Raw genomic sequence first — 15028 nt, 5'->3', positions numbered from 1 at the left:
TTAATCCTCAGTGCAAACCGAATGCGTTCAGCATGGTGCTCAGCTTGACGCCGGTTTCGCGCCACTCCGAAAGCGGCGACGAGGCCGGAACAATTCCGGCACCAGCGAACAGACGTACGCTTTTATCGTGAAGCCGCGCGCAGCGGATGGTAACCACCCACTCACCGTTACCTTCGGCGTCGCACCAGCCGACAATGCCGCCAAACAGCTCGCGGTTGAACGGCTCCAGCTCGGCAATCACCTGTTTCGCCACCTGGTGCGGGAAGCCGCTCAGCGCAGGTGTCGGATGCAGCAGACAAGCCAGCGTCAGCGCGTTTTCCTCTGCTAATGCGGTGCCTTCAATCGGCGTGGCCAGGTGCCATAACGTTGGTGTCGTGATCAGTTGCGGTGAATCCGGCAGCGTCAGGGTTTTACTGCGCGGTTGCAGCACGTTTTTCATCGCCTGGGTCACCAGTTCGTGTTCATGGCGGTCTTTTTCCGAGGCCAGCAGTTTGTTGCCCGCTTCACGATCGAGAATGTCGTCCGGCTGACGACGCGCCGATCCGGCGAGCGGCAGTGAACTGAAGTGCTCCTGCTCCTTACGCAGCAGCAATTCCGGGCTCGCGCCCAGCAGTACGCCGTCATCGGGCAGCGGAACGTGGAAGTTGAAACTGGCCGGGTTCTGGGCAATCAGCCGTTCCAGCAGCACGCCGCTGTCGATGCGGCTGTCGGTAGTGATCTCAATCAGACGTGAGAGCACCACTTTGTCGACTTCCGGCGTGGCGGTGCGGGCGGCGGCGTTCGCCACCATTTGCATAAAGGCGTCCTGAGCGGGGATTTCCTGCTGCGCCATGACATTCGGCATCGCGCCGCTGTTGAAATAACGCGCGGATCGTTGTTTCTCCGGGCGGGAGAAGGTTTGCCAGGATTGCGGGATAAACAGTGCGGACGGCTGCGTGGTATCGAACGGGATCGCCCCTACCATCACCGGGCGGGCAATGCCCTGCGCTTTCGCATCGGCAAAGGCTTGCGCCAGCTTTTGCTGGAAAGCGCTCTGCGGCGCATCGCCGCCTGCGGCAGGCTCGCAGAAACGCGCCACGCACCCGGAGGTGGTGAAACTGCGGTACGGCGACATAAAGAAAAACTGATCCGCGGCCAGCGTCTTCGCAGACTGCCGGGTTTCCTCAGCCAGGGACGTATCCATATCATCCTCCAACAATGATAAATGAACTAAGAATGATTATCATTTGTGTTTTGTCGCAGTAAGATAAAAAGTTATGCCCTGCTCTGTCAACAGCAGATTCTTCGCCAGTAGTGCTAATGCTTGCATCTGCTTCATTCAGCGATGAAAATGAGAAGCATTAACTTCAACAAAAACAGGATACGCGTTGTGAGATTCTCTTTATGGAGCCGTAAACCCTTAGTGTTTTTGAGCATTTTTGTTTTAGGACTAACCTCAGCCACCGCCGCCGACTGGCCGCGCCAGGTAACGGACAGCCACGGCACCCACACGCTTACCAGCAAGCCGCTGCGCATTGTTTCCACCAGCGTGACGCTCACCGGTTCGCTACTGGCGATTGACGCGCCGGTTATCGCCAGTGGAGCCACCACGCCCAATAACCGTTTCGCCGATGATCAGGGCTTTTTGCGCCAGTGGGGCGACATCGCCAGACAGCGCAATGTCGGCCGTCTCTACATTGGTGAAACCAATGCGGAAGCCGTTGCCGCGCAGATGCCGGATTTAATTTTGATCAGCGCCACCGGCGGCGACTCCGCGTTGCCGCTGTATGATCAGCTCTCGACCATCGCCCCGACGCTGGTTATCAACTACGACGATAAAAGCTGGCAGGCGCTGTTAACGCAGCTTGGCGAAATCACCGGTCACGAAAAAGAGGCGGCAGCACGTATCAGCCAGTTCAATCAACAGCTTGCTGACGTTAAAACACGCATGAAACTGCCGCCGCAGCCGGTCACCGCGCTGGTTTATACCCCGGCGGCGCACGCCGCTAATCTGTGGACCGCAGAGTCCGCTCAGGGCAAATTGCTGCAGCAACTGGGCTTTGCCCTCGCGCCGTTACCGGCGAACCTGCACACCAGCCAGAGCCAGGGGAAGCGTCATGACATCGTCCAGTTAGGCGGCGAGAACCTGGCCGCCGGGCTGAATGGCGAAGCGCTGTTCCTGTTTGCCAGCGACCAGAAAGACGCCGACGCGCTTAGCCAGAACCCGCTGCTGACGCACTTGCCAGCGGTGCAAAACCACCGCGTGTATGCACTGGGTGCGGAAACCTTCCGTCTTGATTACTACAGCGCCACCCGCGTGTTACAACGTTTGTCGGCGCTGTTTGGGTAATCAGGCTTCTGTGGCGGGCTGCGCCTGGCGAAAACGCCGCAGCTCGCCGAGCACCACCACCAGCAACACGCCAACAATCGCCAGCACAAAACCGCTGATGCTCGCCGATGATGTGGGCGTCATCATTGATGCCATCGCGCCAAGCAGCGCCGCGCCGATGGCGTCGCCCGTGACATTCTGCGCCGTCCATAAACCGTTAATTCGCCCGAGCATCGCTTCCGGGGTTTGTGTTTGCAGCAGCGTGTATTGCAGCAGCGAACTCACCGCCGTCAGCCAGCCGCATAACGCCAGGAACAGCACACCCAGCGCCCAGACGGGCATCAGGCTGAATAAACCGATGGCAATAAACGCGCCCACGGACGCCAGCAGCATAATTACGCCGGGGCGTTCGCTATGCGCCAGCCTGCCGCTGGTTAACGCCCCAATCGCCGCGCCAAGCGGCAGCGCGGCATACAGCAAACCAATTTCTGCCGCCGACATATTCCAGCTTATCGCCAGCGCCGGGTAGAGCACCCGCACCGCGCTGGCCATCGTTAATAGCCCGCCAAGCAGCGCGATGCCGCCAATGAGCGGGTTATGCAGTAAAAATTGCAGGGCGGTAAGCAGTGATTTCAGCGGGTGCTCGCGCGGTTGGGGCGGTGGCGGTAATGCAGGCAGGCTAAGCAACGGCAACAGGGTGATAAACGTGCCCGCCGCCGCCAGCCCGTAGTTCCACGCCACGCCGCCGGTCGCCAGCAGCAAGCCGCCGCACATGGGCGAAATAACCGACCCCAGCCGCACCGTCAGCATGGTAATTGCGCCAGCGTGCATCAGATTTTCACGCCCGACCAGCGCCGGGGTCGCCGCCAGCAGCGCCGTCACACCCAGCGCGCCGAAAAAACCATCCCACAAACCGAGCAGATAAATTGCCAGCAGCGAAGGCGCCGGTAATAAGGCATTCAGATACAGGCCGATAAAACCAACGCCGCAGGTGGAACGCGCCAGCAGGATCAGTTTTTTGCGTTCAAAACGATCCGCCAGAACGCCGCCAAACATCAGGCCGACGAACATGGCGCTACCGGTCAGCGTGACAGCAAGGCCAACTTGCCAGCTGGAGTGGGTCATCGCCTGGATTTGCACCGGTACCGCCACGCCCAATAACCCCAGCGAGAGAATTGAGATAAAACGCGCCAGAAATACCGCGCGAAACGCCGGATGCGTACGCAGCAGACTCAGGTTTAACAGCCAGGATTGTTGCTTCATTCCAATGCCTTAAATACACACTTTCTATGTCCATTCGCAGGCTGCGCATGGTAACATATCAAAACAAGATCGATAACGATAATTACTATCATTATCAAATTTGGGACGTTTTATGTCGTGTTCTGCTTTCCCGGCGCGCCCCGTTGCCCTCGCCGGGTTATTGATATTGCTGGTTGTCGCCGTTGCACTCAGCCTGTTTATTGGCGCAAAACCCCTGCCCGCCGCGGTCGTCATCGATGCCCTGACTGGCGTCTGCCAGAGCGCGGACTGCACCATCATCAATGATGCTCGCCTGCCACGTACGCTGGCAGGTTTACTGGCGGGCGGCGCACTGGGTATTGCCGGTGCGTTAATGCAAACGCTCACGCGAAATCCGCTCGCCGATCCCGGCTTACTCGGCGTTAACGCTGGTGCCAGTTTCGCCATTGTGCTCGGCGCGGCGCTGCTGGGTACAGTCACTCCCGTCGAACAACTGTTGCTCGCTTTTTGCGGCGCACTGGCGGCGTCGCTGCTGGTCGCCTTTACCGGCAGCCAGGGCGGCGGGCAGCTCAGCCCGGTTCGCCTGACGCTGGCGGGCGTGGCGCTGGCAGCGGTGCTGGAAGGGTTATCCAGTGGCATTTCGTTGCTTAATGCCGACGTTTACGATCAGTTGCGCTTCTGGCAGGCCGGTTCGCTGGATATCCGCACCCTGCAAACGCTAAAAATTGTCCTGATCCCGGTGCTGCTGGCAGCGACCATTGCACTAATGCTGAGCCGCGCGCTTAACAGCCTGAGCCTCGGCAGCGACACCGCTACCGCGCTGGGCAGCCGCGTGGCACGCACGCAGTTGCTCGGTTTAGTGATCATCACGGTGCTGTGCGGCAGCGCGACGGCGGTTGTCGGCCCGATTGCCTTTATCGGTCTGATGATGCCGCACATGGCACGCTGGCTGGTCGGCGCGGATCACCGCTGGTCGCTGCCGGTCACGCTGATTGCCACCCCTGCCCTGCTACTGTTTGCCGATATCATTGGCCGCCTGCTGGTGCCGGGCGAATTGCGGGTTTCCGTGGTTAGCGCCTTTATTGGCGCGCCGGTGTTGATCGTGCTGGTGCGCCGCGCGCGCGGAGGTGGCTTATGATGGCGCCCTCCCGCCGCCTGCTCGGCAGTTGTTTATTCATGGTTATCGCCGCGTTGTTATTGACAGCGTGGGGGTTACGTAGCGGTGCAGTGACGCTGGCGTTTTCGCAGGTGCTTGACGCGCTCACCGGCGACGCGCCACGCGCCATGCAACTTGTTGTGATGGAGTGGCGCTTGCCGCGCGTACTGATGGCGCTGCTGGTGGGCGCAGCGCTTGGCGTCAGCGGCGCGATTTTCCAGTCGCTAATGCGTAACCCGCTCGGCAGCCCGGATGTGATGGGCTTTAACACCGGCGCGTGGAGCGGCGTGCTGGTGGCGATGGTGCTGTTTGGTCAGCATCTGGCGGCGATCGCGCTGGCGGCGATGGTCGGCGGTCTGCTGACCTCGCTGGTGGTCTGGCTGCTGGCCTGGCGCAACGGCATTGAGACGTTCCGCTTGATCATCGTCGGTATTGGCGTGCGGGCGATGCTGGTGGCGTTTAATACCTGGCTGCTGCTGCATGCCTCGCTGGAAACGGCGCTCTCCGCCGGGCTGTGGAACGCCGGGTCGCTCAATGGCCTGACCTGGGTGAAAACTATTCCTTCCGCGCCGATCATGCTGGTGATGTTTCTTTTTGCCGCTCTGCTGGCGCGACGTATGCGGCTGCTGGAAATGGGCGATGACAGCGCCTGCGCGCTTGGCGTCAGCGTTGAGCGTTCACGACTGCTGCTGATGCTGGTGGCTGTCGCACTCACCGCCGCCGCAACAGCGCTGGCGGGGCCGATTTCGTTTATCGCGCTGGTCGCGCCGCATATTGCCCGCCGGATCAGCGCCACCGCGCGCTGGGGGTTAACTCAGTCCGCGTTGTGCGGTGCGGTGTTGTTACTGCTGGCGGATATGATTGCCCAGCACGGTTTTACGCCTTATCAGTTGCCGGTTGGCGTGGTGACCGTCAGCCTGGGCGGTATTTACCTTATCGCCTTGTTAATTCAGGAGTCTCGCAAGAAATGACCGATTTATCTGCCCGTTTGCGCGGCGAAGCGCTCACCCTTGGCTACGGCAAAAAAGTGGTTGCCGAACGTTTAAGCGTGGCGATCCCCGACGGCCATTTCACCGCCATTATCGGCCCTAACGGCTGCGGTAAATCCACCTTGCTGCGCACGCTGAGCCGCCTGATGACGCCAACGCAAGGTCATGTTTATCTTGATGGCGAGCAGATCCAGCGCTATGCCAGCAAAGAGGTGGCGCGCCGCATAGGGTTGCTTGCGCAAAACGCCACCACGCCCGGCGATATCACCGTGCAGGAGCTGGTCGCGCGCGGGCGTTATCCGCACCAGCCGCTGTTTACCCGCTGGCGTAAAGAGGATGACGACGCGGTGCAGCGGGCGATGCGGGCAACCGGGGTGGAAAACCTGGCCACACAGAGTGTCGATACGCTCTCCGGCGGGCAGCGTCAGCGGGCATGGATCGCGATGGTGCTGGCGCAAGAGACGGCGATCATGCTACTTGATGAACCAACGACCTGGCTGGATATCAGCTACCAGATCGACTTACTGGAACTGTTGAGTGAGCTGAACCGCGAGCAGGGCTACACGCTGGCGGCGGTGCTGCACGATTTGAACCAGGCTTGCCGCTACGCCACGCATCTGATTGCCCTGCGCGACGGCAAAATCGTCGCCCAGGGCGCGCCAAAAGAGATTGTCACCGCCGAATTGATTGAGGCGGTGTATGGCATGCGCTGCATGATCATTGATGATCCCATCGCGCATACCCCACTGGTGGTACCGCTCGGGCGTAGCGGGCGGTAACCACATTGGATGTTACTTACATAAGATCGGTGTTACCGCTAAGCCGCCGCATTTTGCGTCATCGTCCTCTGAACGAGTTTACTGACAAATTTTTTGGGCACTAGCACCTGAGCCCGGTACATGACCGAAAGCACGAGATCAAACTCCTGCGGTGTTCTGGCGCTAAATATTTTTTTCTGCCCCTCTGCGGATAAATTTTTCGTGCTATTGACTATTCTGTAAGCCAGACTTTCTTTAAGATCTTTAATATCAAAAACGGTTTGATTAGCCGCTTTCGCTATTATTTCCCGATTTAAAAAGTTTATATCTGATTTATTCTTCAGTAGCGCGAGTTGTCTTTCCAGGCCCGTTTTTTTTCTGGCGGACATCAAATAGTAAGGTATCGTTAATGGCGACATGTGCATAATTCATATATTTATAATTCACGGTTTCACGTAGTGGAATTTCATATTTATTACCCCCCAGGACACTGGTTAACTTACCTTTCGCCCCTACGACTTCCAGTGAGAAAAAGGAAAAGTCGTCTGTTTTTAGTTGTGAAATATCTACCGGCGTCGTATTCAATTCATTAAAAATTATTTTTTCTTTTCCAATTCGACTCTTGAATAAAAAACGCCTTTAGACAGATCCGAATTAGAAAAGTGAACCAAATTAAAATCTATTCTCTGAAACCGATTAATAAAAACAGCTGCTTCAGGTGACAAAACTTTATTGGCTGATTTTATATCTTTTAAATTCTGTTTTGCTTGTTGCAGAAAGGATGCATAATCACTGAACCCACTCCATATTTCGCCTTCAGCCATTCTCTGGTAACTTAAATTCGCCCGTTTCGCCGGAGAAATACCCCACCATTTAAATGAGAACAGACCTGAATCATCGCTTAATACAATGGGATTGTTATTAACCATCTGATAGATGTTTATCCCGTCCACCGTGCCCGCCGGATCTGCCGAGAGCCATCGTCCCGCCCACGGCTGATAATAGCGATATCCGTAGTAATACAAGCCTGTGGCATCCTGCTCCTTGCCGGAAAAACGAATAGTTTTATAACCCGCCTCCAGTTGGCTGCGGGCTGCGAACAACGCCGTGACGCCGTAGGGGTAATACTCTTCCTGGCTGATTAACTCGCCGCCACTGTTCACTTCCAGTGCCCTACTGCCGGGGAGGTTGTCGTAGCAGTAACGTTCGTGGTCGTCCGCTGCGCCATCGCGCATCACTGGAGTGCCTTTTTACAGTTCCTGGCTTGCAGTCCTGTCCAGGCTCTGCCCCGGTAAATGTAGGTTTCGCCTGTCAGCAAATCATTCACACTGAAACATCCATACCCTACCAGTCGGCCAGTGCATCGTCCGGCAGTAACTGGTGGGTGACGCCGCTCAGAGAAACAAAGCTTGTCGGGTCGAAGGGGCTAACCAGTTGACCGCTGAGATTGTGGCTCTGTTCCTCTGCGAAATTAACGCTCCAGACAAAGCGTTCGCTGATTTTTCCCTGCTCAGTAATGCCGCGTTGTCGTCCCGCCAGGCTTGCCTCTTCATACTGGAATGAGCGGGTGAAAGCGGCGCTGCATGGCAATCGACGATCCAGTCGCGCATACCCCTGCCGGGACGGGGTATGCGACAGTGCCATTTATTTGCTGAGTTAAAGAATGGTCGCTCTCCTTAAGCTTAATTGCCGCTGGTGCTGTGGGGTGATGACATAGTGTTTATTCACTTTGAGCAATCCCCAATCCCCGGATCCGAAACGGGGCATTTTGTTCCAGTGTCGCGGCTGCGAGATAAGATTCTCACGGAAAAAGCCCCGCCACTCATCTTCATCTTCCGCTATTGTCCATTCACCATCTTTAACAATCGCTACCGGGAAGGGGCCAGGCATAGCGACGTCACGAATATAGCCCCCGTGTTCCGCAACATCCTCAAACTCCTCCTGCCACATATAAGGAACGAAATTATTCTGTGCCCCGTGGCGCACCGGATTCATATGAATTTGTTCGAAGGGGCGCGCGGGATCGAGGATCGAAATATATCGGTTGATACTGTTGATAATTTGCTTCTCTTCGGCACTACCGACACCAGGCGGCCTGCGGGTACGTTTTAAAATGATGTCATGCATATCATAATCCCCGGTATAGGGAACAATATCTCCTTTACTGCGGGCAAGATTAAAGGCATGCAGATCCTCTGAACTCGTTAGCGATAAACGAAAAGGCTCATCCACCCCTGCCTTAACATTGTGTACCCATATACCGCTAATCGTGTTGCCCTTACCTTTCCAGTTTCCCACCAGACCAATTAATCCGGCCTCTGTGGCAATATCGCGGATCTCATCCGCCTTTTCACCATATGCCGCTTCCAGCGAGCGAGTCTTAATAGTTTTCTCAAGAATGTTATGGCCTTTCGCTGCGGCTCCGCTATTAAGAGCGTCAATGGTATAAACCCCTGCCTCTCTGAAGCTAATAATGGCTTCATGTAGTTCCGAGACAACTTCTATCGCAGCCATATGTTGAGGGGTAATGAACTCCATCGCTACCTGCCTTCTGGCGGCGTTGCCGGTCGCAATGAGCCCATTGTCATCGCGTTGGCTGACAGGGTTATTGCGCACCATGCGGAAAAGATTTAGCCCGTCAATACCACCCGCCGGATCAGCACTCAGCCACCGTCCCGCCCACGGCTGGTAATAGCGGTAACCGTAGTAATACAGGCCCGTTGCGTCCTGCTCTTTACCCGAATAACGAATGATCTTGTAATCCGCCTCCAGCTGGCTGCGCGCGGCAAACAGTGCCGTGCCGCCAAACGGGTAATACTCCTCCTGGCTGATTAACTCACCGCTGCTGTCCACTTCGAGGCTGCTGCTGCCGGTGAGATTGTCATAGCTGTAACGTACAGGGTCATTGCTGATGCCGTCAGGCTGCCCGCTTTCCCAGTGTAAAACCCGCACCTGGGCGCGACCGGCGACACCGACCGTTATTACCTGCAATTCTTCGGTTGCGCTGCTGCGCAGCTCCAGACCCGGCAGGTAAATCACCCGTTTTGTCTGCGTGGTGTTGCCGGTCAGCTGTGAGGTGGTTTTGACGATACGCTGGCTGGCGGCGTCGTAGCGGTAGCTTTCACTGTCATCGGCTGCGCCGTCGCGGGTGACGGGCGTGACCTGCTGCAGCTCCTGGCGCGGCGTCCACTTGAGTGTCTGCCCCGGTAAAAGTTGTTTCTGCTGGCCACCGGCGGTGAACAGCGCCTCCACATCCGCCGGGTTTTCGGTAAACGTGCTGAGCACCGCGCGGTTGCTGCGGTCGCTGACGGTAATTGATGTCGTGTAGTTATTGCCGGACGCGGGTGCGCTGTGCTGAATTCTGGTCAGGTTTCCGGCGTTGTCGTAAGTGTAAGTGCGGGAGTAGTTCGTGTAAGTGGCGTTATCGAAGGAGATGTAATCAGGCCGGCTGCTGTTCTGCTGTACCGCGTTCGCCATTTCGCGCCCGCTGGCGCTGATAAGCTGGTACAGGCTGTCGTAGGTGTAGCGGTTTTCGGGAACCACTTCCTGATTGCGCCAGAAGCGCGTCTCCTCGGCATCGTTGGTTATCACCAGCACATTGCCCACCGGGTCATATTCATAGCGCAAATCCTGCAGCACTTTCGCGGCTGTAATGCGCTCGGTTTTAATCCCCGCCAGACGCTGGGTTTCGGCTTCGTAGCTGTAAGTTGTCACCACGCCGTTGCCGTGCTCCTCGCGCAGCTTCTGTCCGGCAGCGGACCAGGTCAGGGATTTCACGATAATCTGTTCGGAACCGCCATTCACCGTCAGCCAGCTGCCTTTCAGCAGACCTGCCACATCATACGCCACGCGCTGGACATTGCCTTTCGCATCGGTGGTGGTGAGCACATTCCCGGCGGCGTCCACCGTGCTGGTTGTGGTGTAGGTTTCGCCCGCCAGCAGGTCGTTCCACGCGGAGGCATCCGCGCCCTGCCAGTCGGCTTCTGCATCATCCGGCAGCAACTGGCGGGTGACGGAAAGCGGTACGCCGCTCAGGGAAATGCTGTTGGTCGACAGCAGGCCTGCCGGGTCATAGTGGCCGACCAGTTGCCCAGCCAGGTTGTGGCTCTGTTCATCAGCCGAACTGTTGGCCCAGACCAAGCGTTCGCTGATTTTCCCCTGTTCGGTCACGCTCAGCGGGCGTCCCGGCAGGCTGGCATCTTCATACTGAAAGGTACGGGTCACGGCCGCGCTGCGGTCATTACCCGCGCCGATATTGCTGACCTGCAAAACAGTCCGCCCGGCGGCGTCGTTCAGCACCACGGTCGTTCCGGCATCGGCGCTTTGCGTGCGCAGCGGCGTACCACCGAGGTCACTGAGAAAGCCAAAATTCACCAGCCCGGCGGCATAAAGTCGCGGGTCGGCGCTCTGCGCGGGAAAACCGCGCGCATTGAACTGATGGCGGATAATGCGTTCATCGGTGATATCGGGGGAGTCGGGATGGCGGTGATATGCCATTTCGCGCACCGTCAGGCCGCGATTATCAAGCGCCATGACGGTCGGGGTTTTGCTGAAAAGTGAAATGTTCACAGATTTTCTCCAGAGTAGTTATGGAACAATCTGTTCAAATTATAAGCATCAAAAAAACAATCACTGCGTAAATAATCCACAATGCAGGCCCTTTAATGGCAAAGGGCCTGATGTCGCTTATTCTCCTAAAATTTCCCTTAGCACCGGCCCAATACGCGCAAATGCCTGCGGCGAGATAATCCCCACATGCGCGCAATCCTGACGGTAAACCTCCAGTTCGCGAACCCAGGGTGCCCAGGCGGTGTGCGGATCGGTGCCTGCGGGTAATGTGCGCTCGGCAACAAACAGCGTGGCTTTACCGTCAAACGGCAGGCTGTGGGCGGTAGTCAGCAAGCGAACCGCATCGGCATAGTTGCCCTCGATAACAGAGAACAGCTCGCCGGAGGCTTGCCCCTGCTGTGCGGCGAGAAACGCCTGTCGCTCGCGTTCGATCTCTGCCAGCACTTCCGCATCCAGCCCGTGTGCCTCTTTTTCTGCCCAGTTTTGCGTTTCCGGCGGCCAGGTATCGAGCAGGCCAAGAAACGCCACCTCTTCCCCCCGCTGCCGCAGACGCGCGGCGATGCCCTGCGCCAGCGTGCCGCCGAGCGAATAGCCCAACAGGTAATACGGCCCGTGCGACTGCTGCGCCAGCAACGTCGCCAGGTGTTGCTCACAGGCTTCGTCTAATGTCGCGGCCTGTTGCAGCGGGCCATCCGGTCGCGGCGACTGAATACCGATAATCGACCAGCGCGGCGCAAGGTGACGGGCGAGCACGCTAAACTGCCAGGCAAAACCGGACGCCGGATGGAAGCAAAACAGCGTTGGCCCGGTGCTTTCGCGCAGTGGCAACAGCGTTTCCATCCCAAGCCGCCCGGCCTGTTCCGCCGAAAGGGATTCTTCCAGCGAGGCGGCGAGTTTTTCTACCGTGGAAGCGACCATGATCTGCCCCGGCGTAACCTGCCGTTGGCACTCGCGGCTCAGTTGCGCCGCCAGGCGCATCGCCAGCAACGAATGCCCACCGAGCGCGAAGAAATCCGCCTGCGCATCGTTCACTTCGCACCCGAGCAAACCGGCAAATGCCTGTGCGACCCGCGTTTCCAATCCGGCGTTGAGCGGGCGGCCACCCTGCTGCACCGCCAGTTCCGGCAGCGGCAACGCTTTTCGGTCGAGCTTACCGTTGGCGCTCAGCGGCAGCGCGTCCAGTTGCACCAGCACTACCGGCACCATATGCGGCGGCAGTTGCTCACGCAGTTGCGCCAGCAGCGCCGGTGCATCCAGCGGCTGCCCGGAAGCAGAAACCACATACCCCACTAACTGACGCGCATCGCCGCCACCGGCGGCGGCCTGGTTAAAGACGCAGGCATGCGCCACCGCCTGAGCCACATCCGGCAGTGCCTGCAGGGCACGATCAATTTCGCCTAACTCAATGCGCTGACCGCGAATTTTCAACTGGTCGTCGCTGCGCCCGAGGTATTCGACCGCGCCGTTTTCCAGCCAGCGCGCGATATCACCGGTGCGGTACATGCGCTCGCCAGCGACAAACGGATCGGCGATAAAGCGGCTGGCGGTGAGATCCGGGCGGCCAAGATAGCCCTGCGCCAGTTGAATGCCGGTGAGGTAGAGATCGCCCGCCACGCCCGGCGGCACCGGGCGCATCATCGCATCCAGAATGCGCAAACCCGTGTTCCACACCGGGAAACCAATCGGCACACTGTTGCCGCGTACCTCCGCCAGCGCCTCGCCGTATGCGGGATACCAGCTCACATCCACAGCGGCTTCGGTCGGACCATACAGGTTATGCAGCGGCGTGCCGGTCAGCTGCTGCCAGTCGCGGCACAAATCGGCAGGCAGCGCTTCGCCACTACAGAACACCTGTTTTAGCGTGCGGCAACTGCGCTTTGCGCTTTCCGGCGTTAGTGAAGCGACAAACGCGGCTAACATCGACGGCACAAAGTGCGTGGTGGTCACGCCGTAGTGGGTAAAAAAGTCCTGCAACGCGTGCGGATCGCGATGCGCGTCCGGTTCCGCCATCACCAGCTTTGCCCCGGCGATAAACGGCCACCAGAACTCCCACACCGACACGTCAAAACTGCACGGCGTTTTCTGCGCCACCACATCCTGCGCGCTGAGCGGATAGCTCTCTTGCATCCACAGCAGGCGGTTAACAATGGCGGTTTGCCCGACCATCACTCCTTTTGGCCGCCCGGTGGAGCCAGAGGTGAAAATGATGTACGCGGTATGTGCCGGGCGAGCCAGATTGAGCGCGTCGCTGCCATGGGTTGCCAGCGGGGCTTCGTAGCAGAAATGGCGAAGCGCGGGAATATCGCTAAAGCGCGCCAGTTGGCTCTGCGCTGTAATGAGCAAACGCGGTCTGGCATCGTCGAGCATCATTTTCAGCCGCTCGTCCGGGTAACCGGTATCCAGCGGTAGCCAGGCGGCACCCGCTTCGACAATGCCGTGCAGCGCCAGCGTCAGGAATACCGAGCGCGGCAGCGCCACCGCCACGCTGTCGCCGGGCTGTACGCCAAGCAGGCGAAGCTGGTGCGCCAGCGCCACCACCTGCTCGCGCATTTCGCGGTAGGTAAATTGCCACTGCGCATCAGCCAGCGCGGGCGCATCCGGCGTTTTCGCTGCCTGCGCGGCAACCAGCGCGCTTAATGTGGTGGTCGGCAGCATCTTGTCGGTATCGTTAATCTCCGCCAGCCGCTGCGCTTCCTGCACAAAGAGCAAATCCGCGTCGCCGCAGCGTAACTGCGGGTTTTCAGCAAACTGGTTCAGCAAGTGCGCCAGACGCGCGACATGCGCTTTTAACGTCGCTTCATCATAACGGCTGCGGTTCGCCAGCACTTCCAGCGAGAAACCGCCCTCTTCATGCGGGAACAGGGCAATCTCCAGATCGTTGACCGGCCCGGTCGCCAGCGTGTGCGTGATGCCTTTAATGCCGTCCACATCCAGCTGGTAATCGAACATTTTGACGTTAAATACCGGACCGAAAAGCGGTTCGTCGCCCGCCGCACGCCCGGCGTCGCGCACAATTTGCTCGGCATCATAACGCTGGTGGCGACGCATCGCTTTCAGGCTGCCTGCAAGCCCCGTCGCCAGATCACAGAGCGTTTGTGTGCCATCCAGATGAATGCCCAGCGGCAACACGTTGAGCACCGGCCCGGTGGCGGTTAACGCCGACGAGCCCATGCGGCGCATAAAGATAAATCCGGCGGCATAGTCGGTGCGCCCGCACAGTCGCCCCAGCCACAGTGCGGCCAGCGCCAGCGCCAGATCGGCGGGCGAATGGTGGCTAAAAGCCTGGGTTACGCGGCGAAATGCATGGATATCCATCGCCACGTTGAGGCGCAGAATGTCGGTTGTTGCCGCGCGCCCCGGCAGTGGCGTGTCGGAAAGGGAGACCGGAGAGGGTAACGCGCTGCGCTGCTGTGCCCAAAAAGCGCGGTCGCGCTGCCAGGCGTCACTTTCGCGGTAGCGCTGATACTCTTCCACCACCCCGGCAAACGGTGTAAAGGGTGATGTCGGTGTGGGCTCACCGCGCCGCCATGCGCTGTAAATGGCCGCAATCTGGCGGGTAATGGCCGGAAAACTGAAGCCATCAACCAGTAAATGGTGATAACGCTGATACCAGTACCAGTGTTGCTCGCCCACGCGTAACAGCCGATGGCACACCAGCGGATTGCCGCTCTCCACGCGCAGGTTTTGCGCCAGGTCATCCTGCATTATCTGTAACGCGGCGGCGTGTGGTTCGCCGCTGTCACGCAAATCAACAATCTCCGGCAGGGCAAAGACATGTGCCTCATCGACGCACTGCCACACTTCGCCGTTCTCTTCCTCAAAGCGCATGCGCAGCGTGTCGGCCTGCGACAAACCGCTGACAATCGCCTGAGCCAGCAGCGCGGCGTCGATATCGCCCTTCAGTTCCACATAGTGCGCCACGCTCCAGGCGTTGGGCAGGGTTGAGAGTTTTTCCGCCATCCAGATCCCCGGCTGTGCGGCGACCAGCGGTAAACGTTGGGTCATT

Annotated in this window: 10 protein-coding genes and 1 pseudogene; 4 read left to right on the top strand and 7 right to left on the bottom strand. The window is 58.5% G+C overall.

Features of this window, described 5'->3' with window-relative positions; all coding sequences use genetic code 11:
* Window positions 1-7: 7 nt before the first annotated feature.
* Window positions 8-1183 (bottom strand): isochorismate synthase EntC, encoded by a 1176-nt coding sequence (entC, locus tag BN2591_RS10805; RefSeq protein ID WP_086871365.1) that lies wholly within the window; start codon window positions 1181-1183, stop codon window positions 8-10.
* 219 nt (window positions 1184-1402) lie between these two features.
* Here entC and fepB point away from each other — a divergent pair, with 219 nt between their 5' ends.
* Window positions 1403-2329 (top strand): Fe2+-enterobactin ABC transporter substrate-binding protein, encoded by a 927-nt coding sequence (fepB, locus tag BN2591_RS10800; protein WP_425268953.1) that lies wholly within the window; start codon window positions 1403-1405, stop codon window positions 2327-2329.
* On the opposite strand, the gene entS is transcribed toward fepB, so the two are convergent.
* On the bottom strand, window positions 2330-3571 hold the full coding sequence (gene entS, locus BN2591_RS10795) for an enterobactin transporter EntS (RefSeq protein WP_086871361.1): 1242 nt from the start codon (window positions 3569-3571) through the stop codon (window positions 2330-2332).
* A gap of 112 nt (window positions 3572-3683) precedes the next feature.
* Here entS and fepD point away from each other — a divergent pair, with 112 nt between their 5' ends.
* The 3 genes from fepD to fepC are packed head-to-tail and all read left to right on the top strand — an operon-like array spanning window position 3684 to window position 6474.
* Window positions 3684-4688, top strand: a complete 1005-nt coding sequence (gene fepD, locus BN2591_RS10790; protein WP_086871359.1) for a Fe(3+)-siderophore ABC transporter permease — start codon at window positions 3684-3686, stop codon at window positions 4686-4688.
* Window positions 4685-5677 (top strand): iron-enterobactin ABC transporter permease, encoded by a 993-nt coding sequence (fepG, locus tag BN2591_RS10785; protein WP_086871357.1) that lies wholly within the window; start codon window positions 4685-4687, stop codon window positions 5675-5677. Before fepD ends, fepG begins: the two co-directional genes overlap by 4 nt.
* On the top strand, window positions 5674-6474 hold the full coding sequence (gene fepC, locus BN2591_RS10780; protein ID WP_086871355.1) for an iron-enterobactin ABC transporter ATP-binding protein: 801 nt from the start codon (window positions 5674-5676) through the stop codon (window positions 6472-6474). The genes fepG and fepC overlap by 4 nt, the downstream gene beginning before the upstream one ends.
* 38 nt (window positions 6475-6512) lie before the next feature.
* On the opposite strand, the gene BN2591_RS10775 is transcribed toward fepC, so the two are convergent.
* The 5 genes and pseudogenes from BN2591_RS10775 to entF all read right to left on the bottom strand — a co-directional run bounded on the left by BN2591_RS10775 (window position 6513) and on the right by entF (window position 15027).
* The gene (locus tag BN2591_RS10775) at window positions 6513-6872 is read right to left on the bottom strand and encodes a hypothetical protein (RefSeq protein ID WP_143468246.1); all 360 of its coding nucleotides are present in this window, start codon (window positions 6870-6872) and stop codon (window positions 6513-6515) included.
* Window positions 6873-7337: 465 nt separating this feature from the next.
* A pseudogene (locus BN2591_RS24735) lies at window positions 7338-7667 on the bottom strand (RHS repeat-associated core domain-containing protein); the annotation flags it as partial.
* A gap of 130 nt (window positions 7668-7797) precedes the next feature.
* Window positions 7798-8097: a hypothetical protein gene (locus BN2591_RS10765; RefSeq protein WP_086871349.1), complete on the bottom strand. Its 300-nt coding sequence runs from the start codon at window positions 8095-8097 to the stop codon at window positions 7798-7800.
* A 12-nt stretch (window positions 8098-8109) separates the two neighbouring features.
* A complete protein-coding gene (locus BN2591_RS10760) occupies window positions 8110-11022 on the bottom strand; it encodes an RHS repeat protein (RefSeq protein ID WP_086871347.1) in 2913 nt (970 codons plus the stop codon).
* 117 nt (window positions 11023-11139) lie between these two features.
* Window positions 11140-15027, bottom strand: coding sequence for an enterobactin non-ribosomal peptide synthetase EntF (entF, locus tag BN2591_RS10755; protein WP_086871345.1), 3888 nt, complete (start codon window positions 15025-15027; stop codon window positions 11140-11142).
* Between the last annotated feature and the right edge of the window lies 1 nt (window position 15028).

Origin of the sequence: Kosakonia pseudosacchari (assembly GCF_900184035.1) — a bacterium.
Lineage (GTDB): Bacteria > Pseudomonadota > Gammaproteobacteria > Enterobacterales > Enterobacteriaceae > Kosakonia > Kosakonia pseudosacchari.
This window is presented reverse-complemented; position numbering and strand designations above follow the sequence as displayed.

Coding starts and splice junctions, on each gene's coding strand:
- entC (WP_086871365.1), bottom strand. CDS start 1,183: ATGGATACGTCCCTGGCTGAGGAAACCCGGCAGTCTGCGAAGACGCTG.
- entS (WP_086871361.1), bottom strand. CDS start 3,571: ATGAAGCAACAATCCTGGCTGTTAAACCTGAGTCTGCTGCGTACGCAT.
- fepD (WP_086871359.1), top strand. CDS start 3,684: ATGTCGTGTTCTGCTTTCCCGGCGCGCCCCGTTGCCCTCGCCGGGTTA.
- fepG (WP_086871357.1), top strand. CDS start 4,685: ATGATGGCGCCCTCCCGCCGCCTGCTCGGCAGTTGTTTATTCATGGTT.
- fepC (WP_086871355.1), top strand. CDS start 5,674: ATGACCGATTTATCTGCCCGTTTGCGCGGCGAAGCGCTCACCCTTGGC.
- BN2591_RS10775 (WP_143468246.1), bottom strand. CDS start 6,872: ATGTCGCCATTAACGATACCTTACTATTTGATGTCCGCCAGAAAAAAA.
- BN2591_RS10765 (WP_086871349.1), bottom strand. CDS start 8,097: ATGGCACTGTCGCATACCCCGTCCCGGCAGGGGTATGCGCGACTGGAT.
- entF (WP_086871345.1), bottom strand. CDS start 15,027: ATGACCCAACGTTTACCGCTGGTCGCCGCACAGCCGGGGATCTGGATG.